Below are 16,034 nucleotides of genomic sequence, written 5' to 3' on the forward strand. Positions count from 1 at the left end.
TTCTCAAAGAACAACCACACACCGCCCGGAAGCTCCACACTGTGGAGCCCCGACCCGGGGCAATTTCACACTGTCGCGACCGCCGCTCCCGCGCCGGGCACTTTTACTACGCTACCTCACCGTCTTCCCCGTGTCAACCGGTGTGTCCCGGTCTATCACGCTTCTTACGGATTGGCGCCGACGGCCGCGCACGGCGGTCACCCGCAGCGCTTGATCATCGGATTTGGCAGGCCGGCCGCTGCGGTCTCCCGCTAGCTCGCCCGGTTCCCTACCGGCGATGAACCATACCCGGTCGGCTCCGCCTCACCAAATCCGCCTCGCAGCGTCTTCGGGGCACCGCCCGGTCCCGGGTTCCGAGGAGTACAACCCTCGTTGCCGGGAGCTCATTCCCGCGCTCCGGCCTCCAGGACTTTCGCCCTGTTTCGTCCGTTCCGCGCTGGCAGAGAGAAAGTTACGCGTCTGCGGGTTTGATCGTCAAATCCGGGGGTAGCGTCCCCCGTCACATCATCTTCCCCCGACTATCCCCGCAGTTCAGGCGCTCCGCGCCGGCCCGCCGGGGTCGAGGAACCGCCGACCGGGGTAGCAACGCACGGGGTGGACGGGAGATTCCGGGGCGCCGCGGAAGGCATGACACCGCGGGCGATCGAGCGACCGGCCGGGCGCGACGCGGCTTCAGCCGCACCACCGGGCTGGAGAGGTGACCGCGTGCTCGGGGCTGGAGTGGAGCTCGGAAGGTCACCGCGCCGTCGCCGGAGCTGAGGCGCCAGGGGACGGCCTCGTTCAGTGGGAGACCCGACGGGTCAGGCGGACCGCCGGCGGGCGGCGAGCCAGCCGCGTACGCCGAGGACGCCGACGGTGGTGCCGATCACCAGCGACGTCGCGATCAGCAGGGCGTGCACCCAGAGGAAGCCGGTCGGTGTGCCGTCGCCGACCGTGCCGGTCGACCAGGCGCGCGGGTCGTTCCAGATAGCGACAGCGAACCGGGGCCAGATCACCCAGCTCCACACCCCGACCGCCACGAGGAACACGGACCAGCCGCGGGAGAGCACCATGGCTGGCCAGTATGCCAGCGGGGCGACGGCCGGCCCCGGCGGTACCCGCAGCTCAACGGCCGACCCACCGGGCGGCCGGCCGGCTCCCCGAGGCCCGCGACGAGCGCGGGCCCCGGGGCCGGGAGCGGTCAGAAGCAGGTGCCGATGCCGCCGATCGCCGGGTTCGCCCGGTCGTGGTGGTGCACGGTGCCGTCCGGGTCGGCCATCAGCGCTCCCCAGATGATGCAACCACCGCGGACGTACGCCCGGGTGGGGCCGGCCGCGTAGAGCCGGTTGCCGTCGTCGGTCTGGGTGGGCAGGTACTGGGCGGCGAGGTAGACCTGGGTACGGGTCAGCATGCCGACGTACGCCGCCTTCACCGTCACCGTGCAGCCGTACCCGGTCAGCGGGTTGTAGAGCAGGTGCACGGTGCCGAGCCGGGTGCCGGTCGTCTGGTTGCGGATGGGGTCCTGGTCGATCTCGGTGTAGCCGAGACCGCAGAGTGACTGCGCGGTGTACGGGTTGACCGCCGCCTGCGCCGACGCCCCGCCGGCGCCGACGAGACCCACCGCCAGGGCCGTCACGATTCCGATACGCCGAATGGTGCGAAACATCTGCGTCCCCTTTCTCGGTGCTGCCGGATGCAGGACCAGAATCGTCGGCGACACCCGCCGGGACGAATGTGCCAGGTGGACACTGCCCCACCCCGTCGGGTGTGCATGGAAACGATCACAGCACCGCTGACCAGCGGTCCGGCGGCGGAAGAAATAGACGCTCACCGAGTATGACGTACTTCGCACCGCGCGCATTCGCGTGAACGAAGAACTGCCGTACCGTTTCCCGCGCGCGCGGGCGGGGCACTTCGGAGGTGGACGACGACGAATCGGAGGTGTCCGCAGATGCAGCCGTTCAACCCGTGGACCTGGCGCGATCCGGCGGCGCTCGCCGGCGGGTACGACCGGGCGGAGCCGAGCGAGGAGCCCCGGCGGCGGACCGAGCACGACGGGCCCGACGCTCCCGGCCCCGGAACCCCGGTGGACCTGGTGGGCTACCGGGTGGAGGCCACCGACGGCCGGATCGGCGCGATCGACGAGGCCAGCGACGACGCCGACGCCCGCTACCTGGTGGTGGACACCGGGCCGTGGATCTTCGGCCGCAAGGTGCTGCTGCCGGTGGGCACCATCGCCCGGGTCGACCACCTGGAGCGGGTGGTGCACGTCGACCGCACCCGGGAGCAGGTCAAGGAGTCACCGGCCTTCGACCCGGACGCGTTCGGCGAGCCGGACTACCGCCGCCGGGTGGGCAGCTACTACGAGGAGAGCTACCGCAGGGGCTGACGGCGACCGGCCGGGCCCCACGATCCGCGTCGGTGCGGTTACCGTGGACACATGGTCCGGCCGGTCATCCTCGCGCCGGAGGCCGTCGACGGCCTCCCGCGTGGCCTCCTGCCGTCCTTTCCGGGCACCGGCGACGGCCGGGAGCGGATCCTCGACGTGCTTCGTGCCGGTGGGTTGCGGTTCCGCGCCGGCGCGCGATGGCGGTTCGTGCTCTGACGAGCCGACCCCACCGACCCTCAGGCGACCACGCCCCGGGTCGATCGCGCGCGCGTGCGCGTCCCGTCAATCCTCGGCACGAAAGGCCCATCACCATGTCCGTTGCACGGATGCTCACCGGGGACCGCCCCACCGGGCGGCTGCACCTCGGTCACTACGTCGGCAGCATCGCCAACCGGGTGGCGCTGCACCGGCGGTACGAGAGCTACTTCATCATCGCCGACCTGCACATGCTGACCACCCGCCACCGCCGCGAGGACATCGCCCAGGTGTCCCGCAACGCCCGGGAGATGGTCACCGACGTCCTGGCGTGCGGGGTCGACCCGGCCCGGGCGACGTTCTACCTCCAGAGCGCCATCCCCGAGGTCGGGGACCTGAACACGCTGTTCCAGAACCTGGTGACCGTGCCACGCCTGGAACGGGTGCCGTCGATACGGGAGATGGCCCGGGACGCCGGCCGGGCGGAGATCCCGTACGGCCTGCTGGGTTATCCCGTCCTCCAGTCGGCCGACATCCTCTGCGTCAAGGCGCAGGTGGTGCCGGTCGGCAAGGACAACGCGGCGCACGTCGAGGTGACCCGCGAGATCGCCCGCCGCTTCAACCACCTGTACGGCGAGGTCTTCCCGGTGCCGGAGATGATCGCCTCCGACACGCCCACGCTGGTCGGCACCGACGGCTCGGGAAAGATGAGCAAGAGCAGGGGAAACGCCATCGCGATCGCCGACGACGCGGCGACCGTACGCCGCAAGGTGATGGCCATGTACACCGACCCGAACCGGGTCCGCGCCGACGTGCCGGGCACCGTCGAGGGCAACCCGGTCTTCGCGTACCACGACGTGTTCAACCCGGACCGCGCGGCGGTGGGGGAGCTCAAGGACCGCTACCGGGCCGGTCGGGTCGGCGACGTCGAGGTCAAGGAGGCCCTGGCGGAGGCGCTGAACCGGTTCCTGGACCCGATCCGGGAGCGTCGCGCCCGGATCGAGGCCGACGCCGGCCTGGTCGACCAGCTGATCGTGGACGGCACCGAGCGGACCCGTGAGCAGGTCCGCCGGACCGTGGTCGAGGTCCGCCGGGCGATGGGGCTGACCGGGGCGTACCAGCAGGTGCGGCGCCGGGCCGAGCGCTCCCGCAAGGCCGCCGCCACTGCCTGACGGCGACGGTACGGCCACCGGGCCGGCCGAGGAACGCGGTGTACGCATCGCCGGCCGGCCCGCTAGGCTCTCCGGCATGACCAGCGCGCCTGCCCACACCACCGGACCGTCCTGTGACGTCCAGGTCGGTGCGGAGCGACGCCGGCGATCCGTCGCCCGCCCGCGCTGACCTTTTCCCTGCGACCGGCGGATCGAGCCGCCGGTCATCGCCGTTCGTCCTCGGTCCGCCCGCATTCTCCCGTGTCCAGACCCGCGTGACCGCGCGGATCCGAGCGAGATCGGCGTACCGATGGATCTTGAAAGGCTGCTCACCGACCGGCTGGCGCCGGCGTTCGCGACCGTGGCCGGCGGCCCGGTCGACCCCCTGGTGCGGCGCTCCCCGCGCGCGGACTTCCAGTCCGACGCGGCGCTGGGGCTGGCCCGGCGGCTCGGACGCCCGCCGCGCGACATCGCCGCGGCGGTGCTGGACCACGCGGAGCTGGACGGCGTCTGCGCGGTCGCGGAGGTCTCCGGGCCGGGCTTCCTCAACCTGACGGTGGCCGACCGGACGCTGGCCGCGCTGGTCTCCGGGCTGGCCGGCGACGACCGGCTCGGCGTGCCGGTGGCGCCCGCGCCGGAGACCGTGGTGGTCGACTACTCGGCGCCGAATGTGGCCAAGGAGATGCACGTGGGGCACCTGCGCTCCACGGTCATCGGCGACGCCGCGGTCCGGCTGCTCGACTGGCTCGGGCACCGGGTGGTGCGGGTCAACCACCTGGGGGACTGGGGCACCCCGTTCGGGATGCTGATCGAGCACCTGGTCGACCTCGGGGAGGCCGAGGCGACGCAGGAGCTGTCGATGGGCGACCTCGACTCGTTCTACAAGGCGGCCCGGGTGAAGTTCGACGCCGACGAGGCGTTCCGGGAGCGGTCGCGGCAGCGGGTGGTCGCGTTGCAGGGTGGCGACGAGCGGACGCTTCGGCTGTGGCGGCTGCTGGTGGAGCAGTCCGAGCGGTACTTCCTGACCGTGTACGAGCTGCTCGACGTGACGCTGACCCGGGACGACTTCCGGGGCGAGAGCGCCTACAACGACCGGCTGGGCGGGGTCGTCGACGAGCTGGACCGGCTCGGGCTGCTGCGCGCCAGCGACGGCGCGGACTGTGTCTTCCCGCCCGGGTTCACCGGCCGGGACGGCGAGCCGTTGCCGCTGATCGTGCGAAAGGGCGACGGCGGTTACGGCTACCCGGCCACCGACCTGGCGGCGCTGCGGCACCGGACCGACGACCTCGGCGCGACCCGGCTGCTCTACGTCGTCGGCCTGCCGCAGCGGCAGCACTTCGCGATGGTCTTCGCCGTCGCCGAGGCCGCCGGGTGGCTGCGCCCGCCGACCCGGGCCGTGCACCTCGGCTTCGGCTCGATCCTCGGCTCCGACGGGCGGATGCTGCGCAGCCGGGCCGGCGGCTCGGTGAAGCTGGTCGGGCTGCTGGAGGAGGCGGTCGCCCGGGCCACCGAGCTGGCCCGGGCCAAGAACCCCGAGCTGGACGCCGAGGCCGCCGCCGAGATCGGCCGGGCCGTCGGCATCGGCGCGATCAAGTACGCCGACCTGGCCACCGACCGGGGCCGGGACTATGTGCTGGACTGGGAGCGGATGCTCTCCCTGGACGGCAACACCGCGCCCTACCTCCAGTACGCGTACTCGCGGATCCGGTCGGTGTTCCGCCGGGCCGGGACGGCCGCGCGGCCGGACGCGGAGGTCCTGCTCACCGAACCGGCGGAGCGGGCGCTGGCGTTCGAGCTGCTCGGCTTCGCCGGGGTGGTCGCCGAGGTGGAACGGACCCTGGAGTTCCACCACCTGGCCGGCTACCTGCACCGGCTGGCCAGCACGTTCAGCGCCTTCTACGAGCGCTGCCCGGTGCTGCGCGCCTCCGGCGAGCTGCGGGAGAGCCGGCTGGTGCTGGCCGACCTCACCGCCCGGACGCTGCGGCAGGGGCTGCACCTGCTCGGCATCCGGACTGTCGAGCGGATGTGACGCGGTGCCTCGTCACGGCCGGGTCTGCCATGATCCGGCCGTGACTCGGTCCACCCGTCCGGGTGGTGACCGGGCGGGCACTCTAACCGGCGGAAAAGGCCGGGGAATGAATTCTTTAAATGGACTGAAACAATCGCAACAAATTGCACCGGTCGCATTGTCCTGTTGGGACTTACGGCCCATGGATCGGTTGTCGCGGCGGTGCTAGAAATGTCGCGACAAGGAACGGGCGAACGAGCCGGCCGACAACAATCGGCGGCCCGGTCCGGGCGTCGCGACCGCTGACTTCCGGATCCGCCTCGTTCCACCATTCCCACGAGGAAAGGGGTTCAGCCATGTCTGCCATGCTGCGCGCCATCGGCCGGATCATCACGGCGTTCGCGCTGCTCACCGGGGTCGGGGCCGGCACGCTTGCGGCCGCCGCACCGGCCCGGGCCGCCTGGAGCGACGCCTACCAGGTGACCGTCGCCCGCACCGGCGGATTCGCCGGGGTCAACGAGCAGTACGCCGTTTCCGCCGGCACGGTGCACATCCACACCGCCGATCTGCTGGCCACGGTCGGCACCCGCGAATTCCGCCGCCTCTCGCCGGCGTACCCGGCGGGGCCGGGCGCCGACCGGTTCCACTACACCGTCACCGTGACCTACCGCAATGGAGTCACGAAGACGCTGGCCACCGAGGACGGCGCGCCGGCGCCCGAGGTGCTGTGGCAGGTCATCGACATGACGATGCAGATCAGCCGGGACCTCGCGCCGGTGAGCTGACCCTGCGGTGCGCCGGCCGGCCCGCGGCACGCGGGCCGGCCGGCCCGTTACCCGTTCATCGGTCGGCCGACAGGAAACCCTCCACGGACGACGCGAAGGCCGCCGGGTCGTCGACCCAGGGAAAGTGCCCCGCCCTCGGCTGCACCACCACCTCGGCGCGGGCAAACCGGCGGGCCAGCTCCCGCACCGCCGTGGCCGTCGGCCAGATGTCGTACTCGCCGGCCACCAGCAGGGTCGGCGCCGGCAGGGTGGCCAGCCGGGCGGGCAGCGCCGGATCCGGGGTGAAGCCGGCGTAGAAGCCGTCGGTGGCGGGCGCGGAGAACTGGGCCGGCTCGGCGGACGCCTGTGCCCGGGCCGCCGCGTCCCACCGGCCGTACAGCAGGGGCGCGGCGAGCCGGCGGTAGCGCTGCTGCTCCTCTTCGGTGCTGGCGTCGGCGTGCAGCGCGGCCGCCGCCTCTGCGTACCAGGGCTCGTGCGCCCGCTTGGCGAGGACGTCGGCCACGGCGAGGTCCGACTGGATGTCCACCACCCGCAGTGACGGCGCCACCAGGACGAGGCGGTCCAGCCGCTGCGGGTGCCGGTCCGCGTAGAGCAGGCAGATGCCGCCGCTGGCGGAGTGGCCGAGCAGGTCCATCCGGTCGAGTGCCAGGTGGCGGCGCAGCGCCTCGACGTCGTCCACCAGGCGATCGACGCGGTAGCTCGCCGGATCGGCCGGAGCCGCCGACGCGCCCGTCCCCCGATTGTCGAGCAGGACCAACGTCCTGGTCGCGCTCAAGCCACCCAGCTCCGCCAGGTATTCGACCGCCTGGCCCGGCCCGCCCGGGACGCAGACCAGCGGTGGGCCGGAGCCGACGCACCGGTAGGCCAGTTCCGTGCCGTCCCACGATCGAAAGCGCCGCATGGCGTCTCATCCTGCCACCGGCGAGTCGCCGCTCCGGCGGACGGTTTCCGTCGCGGGCTCGGGCCCTCGACCTGCCCGAAGTGTGCTGGGCTGCTTCCCGTCGCGGGCCCGGGGGTTCGACCTACCCGACCCGGTCCGGGCGGCATGTCCGTTCCTGCCCGACGGCAGCGGATGGAACCGTCGCACGGTTCGCCAACTGCGGTCGACACCGGGCTTTCCGCCGCTGCGCTGGACGAGATGAATTGCTGGGTGTCGGCACCCGCGGTGTCCGGTGTCCAGCTCGGCAATTGTCAGTCCCCGGTGCGCAGCAACAGGGTCATCGCTTCTCCCCGACATCTACTATGCTCCGACGGGTCGCGCCCGGCGGCGGCGGGGAATTGATCCGCGCGATTCGTAGCCGGCCCGGCCATTCACATCACCGGAAGTCACCGCGCAACCTCGGAATGTTCGGAGGCCTCAACGATGGCCCGCCCAAGGATGCGACCATCCGTCGCAATCATCGCGCTCGTACTCTCATTCGCCGGCGTCGTCTCACGACCGGCCCCCGCCTCGGCGGCGTTCACCGAACCCCTTTCCATATCGCCGTCGGGGTACGACTCCTACGACCAGCAACAGGCCTTCGACCGGCAGGGAGACGCGCTCTTCGTCTGGGTGCGCGAATCCCACACCTACCCGCACCCGCGATACGTCGAGATGAAATCGCGCAGCTCCACCGGCAGGTGGGGCGTCACGACCCCCCTGTCACCGTCCGGCCAGGCCCCGCACAGCCCAAGGGTCGCGGTCGATGACGACGGTGACGCGATCGTGGTCTGGCGCGCGTACAACGGCGTCGACAACAGCGCCTATGCGCGCAGGATCTCCAGGAGCGGCACGCTCGGACCGCTCATCATGGTGTCGGCGGCCGGGATGCAGGCCCACGGCACCAACGTGGCCATCGACCCGGACGGCGACGCGGTGGTGACCTGGGCCGAGCGGCACGAGGACGGCAGGGTCCTCCCGATGATGCGCCGGTACAGCATGAACGGGTCCCTGTCGTCGCCAGTGGTGCTCGCGTCGACTCCGACGTCGGCGGAAACCCCGGCGGTGGCGTACGACCGCGAGGGCGACGCGGTTCTCGCCTGGGCCAACGACAACGTCGTGCAGGCTCGAACCCTCAGCGCCGCCGGGACGGTCAGTGAGCTCAAGACCGTGTCGGCACCGCTCTCCCCGATCGACCGTCACTTCAGTGCCGCCGTGACCGTGGACCGGGACGGCGACGCGCTCCTGACCTGGCGCCACTGGAGCGCCCAGAACCAGAGCACCGAGGTCTGGGGGCGCTGGGTGTCCCGCGACGGGACCATTGGCGACGTCCGTCAGCTCACCCCCGCGTCGCATACGGACGTGGTGAACCACTCCGTCGCGAGCGACCTCGACGGCGACGTGCTGCTGACGTGGGACCTGTTCTCCACCGGACACCTGTACGCCCTACCCATCAGCCGCACGCGGACCGTCGGGACGCCGGTGCTCCTGTCGACCTTCGGCCGGCTGCACACGGTCCGCGTCGACGACGATGGTGACGGCATCGTGGTCTGGCAGGGGAAGGGCCTGAACAACTCGGTCGGCAACGTGGAGGCACGTCGGGTCACCCAGTCGGGCACGTTCGGCACCACGGAGGTGATCGTCGGGATCGGTGTGAACCCGACAGTCGCGGTGACCCCTGCGGGACGCCCCGTCGCCGCCTGGGAACGGCGGTTCCAGGTCGACCTGCAGATCCAGGTGAGCTCCGACCCGTACATCGTCACCCAGTCGACCCGGTCCTAGGCCGGGGTTGTCGGTGAAACCTGAGGGGATGGGGTCGAGCCGACCCCATCCCCTGTTTCCCATGCGGGAGGGTTGCGGCGTCACGAGGCCCTGCTACCCGCGGGCCTGCGACCTCGAGGCATCGCCCATCGGCAGTATCAACGGCCTACACGCGCCGTCACCGCGTGTCCCAGCATCGAGCCGTGTGAGCCGGAGCGCGGGGCGTTCAAGCTCGCTACGTCTGCTCGGGCAGTTGAATCAGCACCAGCGCTGGCCTGGTGTGCCCCTGCTGACACCGGGTTGTGGCCCGTGAACGGCCCGACGATGCCGCCCCTGTCGCACGCGGACTACACGCTGGACCTGTCTTGATTAAGGTCGTCCGCATGGCTGACGCTGTCGTGATTCCCGGCGGCCGGTTCGGACCGGGCGCTCCCCTGCTGATGTATGCCGGCGATGTGGCGGAGCAGCGGGGCGCAACAGTACATCGGTACTCGTGGTCCAAGGAGTTTCCGAAGCCTGATCAGCCGGAAATCGAGAGCTGGGTTGGCGGTGAGATCGTTCCACTGATCGACACCATTAGCGGTCGCCCACTGCTGGTCGGCAAGTCGCTCGGCACGAACGCGGCAGCGATTGCCGCCGAAAGATCCTTGCCCGCCGTGTGGCTCACGCCCCTGCTCACCCTGCCGTGGGTGGCTGATGCGTTGGGCCGTGCGACCGCGCCGTTCCTGCTCGTGGGTGGCACTGCCGACAAGCTATGGGACGGTGACATCGCCCGCCGGCTGTCGCCCCATGTGCTGGAGGTGGAAGGCGCGGACCACGGTATGTACGTACCCGGTCCGCTTACCGAGTCGATCGCGGTGCTCAGTCAAGTCGTGGTCGCCGTGGAGGAGTTCCTCGACGCTATTGGCTGGCCGAGCTATTAGCGGTGACGAGGCGACACAACCTGATCGACGCTCAGTGGGCGACGCTGGAGCCTTGCGATCTTCGAACAGGTCGCGGCTACCTGCTACCAGAAGAGACGTGCTGGGCAGCGAGGGTGACTGGCTGCCTGAGGATGGTGCGTTGCTTGTCGGGTGCGACCTTGCGGAAGTCGCTGAGGTAGATCTCGTGATGAGTTCCGGCCATGCGGAGCCGGTTGGCGGGGATGTACTGATGATGTAGCTGTGCGAGTACGTCGGCCTCGTCGTCGAAGGAACCTACGTGCAGCGTCTGCACGCACCGCCCCTCGGACAGCGTCTGGAGGCGGACGTCGTTGAGACGCGCCGGTCGGTGCTTGGCACCCGCTTGCCCAATGGCGGTGGTGAACATGGACTGGTCGATCCAGTCGGGGACCATGAGCATCAGCGTCCAGTGCCACCGTGACTTGTGCCGTGCGGTGGTGAAGGACGCCATGTCCTCGGCCCACCACAGACCTTCCAGGGGCGGAACGACGTAGTCGCGCCCGAGGTTGCGCTTGCTGGCGAACTTCAGCTTGTACGCCGTCGGGTAGAGCGCCTCGATCGCCTCCGTGAAGGCGGGCGAAGTGTTGGGGTCGCCGCGGCCGTCAATCATGAGGTACTGCATGTCGGGCACGTCGACTGGCCGGAAGCGACCCGGTTGTGCCTGGTAGGCGTCAAGCGTCTTCTTGAAGTCGATCTTGTCGGCGGTCCGGTTGGTCATGGGACACCTGGACTCGAGTGGCGAGCCATTGCCTTTCTGCATCCATGATGCTCAGGGAATAGGAGAAGACCTCGCGCGCCGCGCGCCGGAGGGGACCTTGCGCGTGCTGTGCCGCCTGGACCGCGGCGATCCGGGCTTCGAGCTGCGCCAGCCGGGTGCGCAGCGCCTGCTCGTACTGCTGCGCCGTGAGCATGGTCAGGTTGGCGACGCCGACCAGCAGTGGCTGCGGGTGCGGATGTGCCTCGGCGATGAAGGCCAGTGCGTTACGTGCCGCGACCCGGCGGCCCTCGTCGGTGGGGTGGAAGACGCGGCGGGACTTGGCGGCGGCCGGGGCCTCCGGCACATGGAGCAGGCCGCGCCGTTCCAACTTGGCGAGCAGGTAGTAGATCGAGGAGAACCCGATGTCGGTCCACTGCCGAATGCCCCGCTGCTCGATCACCTGCTCCAGGTCGTAACCGTGCTGCGGCCGTTCGATGACCAGGCCCAACACGGTCAGCTCAGCAGGAGTCAGCTCCACCCCCATATTTTAGCACTAGAATAGAAGCTGGTGCCGGCGGTACACACAACGGGCTGGGACGGCGCCCCGGGCAAGATTCAGTGCAGTCGCTGCCGTACGTCCTGACCTCTTCCCGCGAGGCAGCAGGTCAGGTTCTCGATGGGACCTGCGCGGCCGGGGCTTCCGCCAGCGCCGGCACCGATGGCGGCCGTTCGGCTCGGCGAGTCAGGCCGACCCCGACGAGCACGGCCACCATCCCGGCCGCGATCCGGAGGCTGAGTCCCTCGTCGAGCAGGTGCTCCAAGCCCGACCGCTCCAGCCGGGTACCGAGAACACAGGTCAGCGGGCCGAGAAACGAGGAAGATCCGCGAGCCGGGATGGCACCCCGCACGCCAGCACAAACCCCCACCGAGACGGACGAGCACCAACGGAGCACCACCGTCCCACCAGACGGGAGAAGCGGGCGCGAAAGTGGGAAAAAAAAGGCCGTGACCCCTGTTTCTTGCAGGTCACGGCCTTGATCGTTTGTGCGCCCGAAGGGACTCGAACCCCTAACCTTCTGATCCGTAGTCAGATGCTCTATCCGTTGAGCTACGGGCGCTCGGTGCTTGGCCAGTCTACACACCCGGCTTTCGCGCGGAGACTCCGGGATTCGAACCCGGGAGGGGCTTTAAAACCCCAACCGCATTAGCAGTGCGGCGCCATAGACCAGACTAGGCGAAGTCTCCCTGGTGGCCCCTGCAGACCACCGCGCCCGAGGATACAGGCCCGCCCCCACCGGGGGCAAAGCGACTACCGCAGCGACGTGTTTTCACCGTGTGCGCCGTCACGTTCGCGACTACGCTCCATCGACATGCAGGAGCAGACGCCGAGCGATCCGCCCCGCCGCGAGCCCGCCGAGGGGGCCCGCCGGCGCTCCCCGAAGGCTACCTTCACCCCACCCCCGGCCTCACCGAAGGCGGCCGGGCCGGACCAGGGCGAGGGTACGGACGCGGCGCCGGGGAAGCGCCGTCCGGCGAAGGCCGCGCCCGCGGTCCTGTTCCAGCCACCCACTCCCGATCAGCCGCTGCCCCGCCAGCCACGGCCCGCGAGGAAGGCGTCCGTCAGCGCCGGAACCCCGACCCAGCCCGGTGGGATTGACCCGGCCGACGTACCGACGAGGGGTCGAGACGAAGCCGGTGCGAGCCCCAGCGGCGGCACGACGGCCGACGGGGCAGGTGAGCAGGAGATTGCCCGGCAGGTGACCGCCGACTCACCAGCGGCGGACCGCGCCCCGAAGCGGAGTACCTCGACGGCTCGACAGGCAGCCCCGGGGCGACAGACGACTGTTGCCCCGGGTGCGGCCGAGCCGACCGGTCCGGTGAGTTCGGGCACGTCGCCCACGCCCCCGGTGGTTTCCAGGACGGCCCCGATCTCGGCGGCAGAGCCCGACGTCGGGCAGCCGGATACCCCTGCCTCGCCGCCGAGGCGGAAAACGCCGAGGAAGGCCACCCCACGCAAGGAAACGACCTCGCCCACCGCCACATCGGGCGAGAGCCGCACGCGCACCCTGGGCGAAAGCGACACCGGCCCCCAAGGCAAGAGCCACCCGACAATGCGGGACGAGAGCCAGCCGAGCGCGCCCGGCGAGAGCCACACCAGCACCCCGGGCAGGATCTCGGCGGCTGCGGAGAACGACAGCCGGACGACCGTCCCCGAACAGAGCCGCGCCACCGCAGGTACCCGGAGCCGGACGACCACCTCGGGCGAGAGCCGAACCGCCCCCGCGCCGAGAGAGACGGCTACGCCCAAGAAGTCGACCCCACCGAAGAAGGCGACCCCGAAGAAGGCGACGCCCGGGCCAGCCCCGACCATGGTCGAGCAGATCACCACCACCCCGGACGCCCCCGCACCGACCACCGGTACGCCCGGTCCGGGCACCGACCGACCGGCACCTGACCTGGCGATCGGCACCGAGCAGCAGCCGGCGGCTCCGGTGCGTACCCGGGAACTTGGCCTGGCGGAGATCCGGAGCCGGCTGCTGGCGCATCCCGGCTTCGCGCCGGAGCTGCTCGCCCTGGCCGCCGTGGCGGGGATCGGGCCGCGCGCCCACGACTGGGCACAACGGCTGCGGGCGACGTACCCGGATGCCGGGCCGGACGGGCTGGCCCGGCTGGCCAGCCGGCGGTTCGTGCGGGTGGCCGGGGCCGGTGGCGCGGCGGCGGCCGCCGCCGGGCTGTTCGCGCCGGTGGCGGAGCTGACGGCGGTGCTCTGGAGTCAGGCCGGGCTGGTGCTGCACGTGGCGGCGGCGTACGGCCGGGACCCGCTGGACGCGGAGCGGGCGGTGGAGCTGCTGGTGCTGACCCAGGTGCACCCGGACGCGGCGAGTGCGCGTACCGCTCTAGCGGCGGCGCGGGCGGCGGACGGGCCGGGGGACCGGCCGTGGCCGCGTGCGGCCGAGGCCGCCTGGCGGTTGGCGGCGCCGCTGGCCGCGCAGGCGGGCGGTTGGGCGGCGCTGCGGCTGGCGTCCCGGCTGCTGCCGGGGGCGGCGGTGCTCGCCGCCGCGGCGGGTGACGCGGCGGCCGCCGAGCGGCTGGCGGCGCGCGCGGTGGCCGCCTACCGGCCGGTCAGAGCCAGCTGAACCACTCCTTGGGCAGCGACGCGTAGCCGACGAAGGCGATCACGTCGAGCAGGGTGTGCGCCACGATCAGCGGCAGCACCCGCCGGGTGCGCAGGTAGAAGAGGCCGAACACGACGCCCATCACCGCGTTGCCGACGAACGCGCCGAAGCCCTGGTAGAGGTGGTAGGAGCCGCGCAGCAGCGCGCTCGCCGCGATGATGGCGGCGAGCCGCCACTGGAGCTGGCGCAGCCGGGTGACCAGGTAGCCGACCACGATCACCTCCTCCAGCACGGCGTTCTGGACGGCGGCGAGGATCAGCACCGGCACCGCCCACCACAGGTCGGGCAGGCCGGCGGGGACCAGGGTGGCGTTGATCCCGAGCTGCGCGGCCGCCCAGAACAGCGCCAGGCCGGGCAGGCCGATCAGCGCCGCGAGGCCGGCGCCCCGGGCCAGGTCGGATCCGGGTCGGCGCAGGTCCATCCCGAGAGTCCGCGCCGGGTCGCCGGGGTCCCGCGCCAGCAGGTGTACGGCGAGCAGCACCGGCAGCAGCGCGAAGACGATGCCGAGGAGCTGGTACGTCAGGTCCAGCCACGGCCGGGCCGACTGCGAGGTGTTGAGCGAGGCGGTCTGCTTCGACAGCGGCCCGTCGGCGGCCAGCTTCGCGATGATCGACACCAGCGCGTAGACGGCCGACCGGCCGAGGGAGAGCCCGAGCACCAGCAGGGTCTCGGTGCCCAGCACCCGGCGGGTCACCGGGCGGGTGAGCTCGTCGACGGTCACCGCACCACTCTGCCGCACGGCCGGGGCCGGCGGGAACGGTCGCACAGCCTGTGCGACCGCTGGGCACGCTCCGTGGACATTCTATGCGGGCCCGATCCGCCGTCAGGAGGAGGAGCGCCGCCCGTGGACAACTTCGCACGGCTACTGAAGGAGAGCTGGATCCTGGTCGAGGAGGACCGGGACCGGCTGATTGGTCACTTCTACGCCCGGCTGTTCCTCCTCGACCCGGACCTGCGCAAGCTCTTCCCGGTGCAGATGGCCGCCCAGCGCGACCGGCTGGTGGAGGCCATCGTCACCGCGACCCAGGTGGTGGACGACCCGGAGAGCTTCGACGAGTACCTGCGCTCGCTGGGCCGCGACCACCGCAAGTACCACGCGACCGCCGCGCACTACGAGACGATGGGCGTCGCGCTGCTGGACGCGCTGCGCAGCACCGCCGGCGACGGCTGGAACCTGGAGTACGACCAGGCCTGGCGGGACGCGTACGCGGCGATCAGCGAGAAGATGCAGGCCGGCGCGGCGGCGGACGACGATCCGCCGTTCTGGCACGGCGAGGTGCTGACCCACGAGCGGCACGGGCCGGACACGGCGGTGCTGACCGTCCGCGCCCTCCAGCATCCGCTGCGCTGGAAGGCCGGGCAGTACGTCAGCATCGAGGCGCCCCGGCACCTCCCCCGGGTGTGGCGGACGTACTCGGTGGCGAACGCCCCGAACGACGACAACGTGCTGGAGTTCCACATCCGTACGCCGGCCGGGGCGGGCTGGCTCTCCGGCGCGCTGGTCCGCCGGACCAGACCGGGCGAGCTGCTCCGGCTGGCTGCGCCGATGGGCTCGATGACGCTGGACCGCGAGTCGACCCGGGACATCCTCTGCGTGGCCGGCGGGGTCGGCCTGGCTCCGGTGAAGGCGCTGGTGGAGGAGCTGACGAGTTGGAACCGGACCCGCTGGGTGCACGTGTTCTACGGCGCCCGGCACGCCGACGACCTGTACGGCCTGGCGGGCCTGGAGGAGCTGGTGGCCGCGCACCCGTGGCTGTCGGTGACGCCGGCGTGCAGTGACGACCCGGACTTCGACGGCGAGCACGGGGAGATCTCCGACGTGGTCACCCGGTACGGCCCGTGGACGACGCACGACTGCTACGTCTCCGGCTCGGCCCCGATGGTCCGGGCCACCCTGCGGGCGCTCGCCGAGGACGAGGTGCCGCCGCCGAACATCCGGTACGACACCTTCGGCAACCTGTAACGACCTTCCTCCCCCGAAAAAGCCGGGCCGCGTGCCCCCGCCCCCTGGGGCACGCGGCCCGGTCCCCATC

16 protein-coding genes and 2 tRNA genes are annotated in these 16,034 nt (G+C 71.4%); 9 read left to right on the forward strand and 9 right to left on the reverse strand.

What is annotated here, in order from left to right; translation table 11 throughout:
* Nucleotides 1-800: 800 nt before the first annotated feature.
* Together V6U89_RS29065 and V6U89_RS29070 are read right to left on the reverse strand one after the other, a co-directional pair.
* Nucleotides 801-1,052: an SCO4848 family membrane protein gene (locus tag V6U89_RS29065; protein ID WP_334576218.1), complete on the reverse strand. Its 252-nt coding sequence runs from the start codon at nucleotides 1,050-1,052 to the stop codon at nucleotides 801-803.
* Between the two features lie 128 nt (nucleotides 1,053-1,180).
* Nucleotides 1,181-1,645 carry a hypothetical protein gene (locus tag V6U89_RS29070; RefSeq protein ID WP_334576222.1) on the reverse strand — a complete coding sequence of 155 codons (465 nt, stop codon included), beginning with the start codon at nucleotides 1,643-1,645 and terminating at the stop codon, nucleotides 1,181-1,183.
* Between the two features lie 285 nt (nucleotides 1,646-1,930).
* Between V6U89_RS29070 and V6U89_RS29075 the strand changes: the two genes are divergently transcribed.
* The 5 genes from V6U89_RS29075 (at nucleotide 1,931) to V6U89_RS29095 (ending at nucleotide 6,507) form a co-directional block, all read left to right on the forward strand.
* Complete coding sequence (locus V6U89_RS29075; RefSeq protein WP_334576224.1) at nucleotides 1,931-2,368, forward strand: PRC-barrel domain-containing protein; 438 nt, start codon at nucleotides 1,931-1,933, stop codon at nucleotides 2,366-2,368.
* Between the two features lie 51 nt (nucleotides 2,369-2,419).
* On the forward strand, nucleotides 2,420-2,584 hold the full coding sequence (locus V6U89_RS29080; protein ID WP_334576227.1) for a hypothetical protein: 165 nt from the start codon (nucleotides 2,420-2,422) through the stop codon (nucleotides 2,582-2,584).
* 95 nt (nucleotides 2,585-2,679) lie between these two features.
* A complete protein-coding gene (gene trpS, locus V6U89_RS29085; RefSeq protein WP_334576229.1) occupies nucleotides 2,680-3,735 on the forward strand; it encodes a tryptophan--tRNA ligase in 1,056 nt (351 codons plus the stop codon).
* A gap of 289 nt (nucleotides 3,736-4,024) precedes the next feature.
* Nucleotides 4,025-5,743, forward strand: coding sequence for an arginine--tRNA ligase (gene argS / locus V6U89_RS29090; RefSeq protein WP_334576231.1), 1,719 nt, complete (start codon nucleotides 4,025-4,027; stop codon nucleotides 5,741-5,743).
* 335 nt (nucleotides 5,744-6,078) lie between these two features.
* Nucleotides 6,079-6,507: a protealysin inhibitor emfourin gene (locus V6U89_RS29095; protein WP_334576235.1), complete on the forward strand. Its 429-nt coding sequence runs from the start codon at nucleotides 6,079-6,081 to the stop codon at nucleotides 6,505-6,507.
* A gap of 55 nt (nucleotides 6,508-6,562) precedes the next feature.
* Here V6U89_RS29095 and V6U89_RS29100 read toward each other — a convergent pair whose 3' ends face one another.
* Complete coding sequence (locus V6U89_RS29100) at nucleotides 6,563-7,408, reverse strand: alpha/beta fold hydrolase (RefSeq protein ID WP_334576240.1); 846 nt, start codon at nucleotides 7,406-7,408, stop codon at nucleotides 6,563-6,565.
* Nucleotides 7,409-8,212: 804 nt separating this feature from the next.
* Here V6U89_RS29100 and V6U89_RS29105 point away from each other — a divergent pair.
* Both V6U89_RS29105 and V6U89_RS29110 read left to right on the forward strand, forming a co-directional pair.
* On the forward strand, nucleotides 8,213-9,208 hold the full coding sequence (locus V6U89_RS29105; protein ID WP_334576243.1) for a hypothetical protein: 996 nt from the start codon (nucleotides 8,213-8,215) through the stop codon (nucleotides 9,206-9,208).
* A gap of 362 nt (nucleotides 9,209-9,570) precedes the next feature.
* Nucleotides 9,571-10,110 carry an alpha/beta hydrolase gene (locus V6U89_RS29110; protein ID WP_334576247.1) on the forward strand — a complete coding sequence of 180 codons (540 nt, stop codon included), beginning with the start codon at nucleotides 9,571-9,573 and terminating at the stop codon, nucleotides 10,108-10,110.
* Nucleotides 10,111-10,186: 76 nt separating this feature from the next.
* Here the strand turns inward: V6U89_RS29110 and V6U89_RS29115 are convergent, their stop codons facing one another.
* The 5 genes from V6U89_RS29115 to V6U89_RS29135 all read right to left on the reverse strand — a co-directional run bounded on the left by V6U89_RS29115 (nucleotide 10,187) and on the right by V6U89_RS29135 (nucleotide 13,217).
* Nucleotides 10,187-10,846, reverse strand: a complete 660-nt coding sequence (locus V6U89_RS29115) for a GyrI-like domain-containing protein (RefSeq protein ID WP_334576251.1) — start codon at nucleotides 10,844-10,846, stop codon at nucleotides 10,187-10,189.
* Nucleotides 10,800-11,363 (reverse strand): PadR family transcriptional regulator, encoded by a 564-nt coding sequence (locus V6U89_RS29120; RefSeq protein ID WP_334576255.1) that lies wholly within the window; start codon nucleotides 11,361-11,363, stop codon nucleotides 10,800-10,802. Before V6U89_RS29120 ends, V6U89_RS29115 begins: the two co-directional genes overlap by 47 nt.
* Before the next feature lie 507 nt (nucleotides 11,364-11,870).
* A tRNA-Arg gene (locus tag V6U89_RS29125) sits at nucleotides 11,871-11,943 on the reverse strand.
* 36 nt (nucleotides 11,944-11,979) lie between these two features.
* Nucleotides 11,980-12,070: transfer RNA gene (locus tag V6U89_RS29130), tRNA-Ser, on the reverse strand.
* 331 nt (nucleotides 12,071-12,401) lie between these two features.
* Nucleotides 12,402-13,217, reverse strand: coding sequence for a hypothetical protein (locus V6U89_RS29135; RefSeq protein WP_334576257.1), 816 nt, complete (start codon nucleotides 13,215-13,217; stop codon nucleotides 12,402-12,404).
* Between V6U89_RS29135 and V6U89_RS29140 the strand changes: the two genes are divergently transcribed.
* Nucleotides 13,195-13,962, forward strand: coding sequence for a hypothetical protein (locus V6U89_RS29140; protein WP_334576258.1), 768 nt, complete (start codon nucleotides 13,195-13,197; stop codon nucleotides 13,960-13,962). The genes V6U89_RS29135 and V6U89_RS29140 overlap by 23 nt on opposite strands.
* Here the strand turns inward: V6U89_RS29140 and V6U89_RS29145 are convergent.
* Nucleotides 13,949-14,722, reverse strand: a complete 774-nt coding sequence (locus V6U89_RS29145) for a CPBP family intramembrane glutamic endopeptidase (RefSeq protein WP_334576262.1) — start codon at nucleotides 14,720-14,722, stop codon at nucleotides 13,949-13,951. The two genes, V6U89_RS29140 and V6U89_RS29145, sit on opposite strands and share 14 nt — an antisense overlap.
* A gap of 123 nt (nucleotides 14,723-14,845) precedes the next feature.
* On the opposite strand from V6U89_RS29145, the gene V6U89_RS29150 reads away from it, so the two are divergent.
* Nucleotides 14,846-15,964 carry a globin domain-containing protein gene (locus V6U89_RS29150; RefSeq protein ID WP_334576267.1) on the forward strand — a complete coding sequence of 373 codons (1,119 nt, stop codon included), beginning with the start codon at nucleotides 14,846-14,848 and terminating at the stop codon, nucleotides 15,962-15,964.
* Nucleotides 15,965-16,034: the final 70 nt, after the last annotated feature.

The organism is Micromonospora sp. CPCC 206171, assembly GCF_036906755.1.
GTDB classification, from domain to species: Bacteria; Actinomycetota; Actinomycetes; order Mycobacteriales; family Micromonosporaceae; genus Micromonospora; species Micromonospora purpureochromogenes.

What these genes read in the sequence shown, in the direction of transcription:
- V6U89_RS29115 (WP_334576251.1), bottom strand. Translation starts at nt 10,846, where the DNA reads ATGACCAACCGGACCGCCGACAAGATCGACTTCAAGAAGACGCTTGAC.
- V6U89_RS29075 (WP_334576224.1), top strand. Translation starts at nt 1,931, where the DNA reads ATGCAGCCGTTCAACCCGTGGACCTGGCGCGATCCGGCGGCGCTCGCC.
- V6U89_RS29100 (WP_334576240.1), bottom strand. Translation starts at nt 7,408, where the DNA reads ATGCGGCGCTTTCGATCGTGGGACGGCACGGAACTGGCCTACCGGTGC.
- V6U89_RS29110 (WP_334576247.1), top strand. Translation starts at nt 9,571, where the DNA reads ATGGCTGACGCTGTCGTGATTCCCGGCGGCCGGTTCGGACCGGGCGCT.
- V6U89_RS29080 (WP_334576227.1), top strand. Translation starts at nt 2,420, where the DNA reads ATGGTCCGGCCGGTCATCCTCGCGCCGGAGGCCGTCGACGGCCTCCCG.
- V6U89_RS29140 (WP_334576258.1), top strand. Translation starts at nt 13,195, where the DNA reads ATGGTCGAGCAGATCACCACCACCCCGGACGCCCCCGCACCGACCACC.
- V6U89_RS29070 (WP_334576222.1), bottom strand. Translation starts at nt 1,645, where the DNA reads ATGTTTCGCACCATTCGGCGTATCGGAATCGTGACGGCCCTGGCGGTG.
- V6U89_RS29065 (WP_334576218.1), bottom strand. Translation starts at nt 1,052, where the DNA reads ATGGTGCTCTCCCGCGGCTGGTCCGTGTTCCTCGTGGCGGTCGGGGTG.
- V6U89_RS29095 (WP_334576235.1), top strand. Translation starts at nt 6,079, where the DNA reads ATGTCTGCCATGCTGCGCGCCATCGGCCGGATCATCACGGCGTTCGCG.
- argS (WP_334576231.1), top strand. Translation starts at nt 4,025, where the DNA reads ATGGATCTTGAAAGGCTGCTCACCGACCGGCTGGCGCCGGCGTTCGCG.
- trpS (WP_334576229.1), top strand. Translation starts at nt 2,680, where the DNA reads ATGTCCGTTGCACGGATGCTCACCGGGGACCGCCCCACCGGGCGGCTG.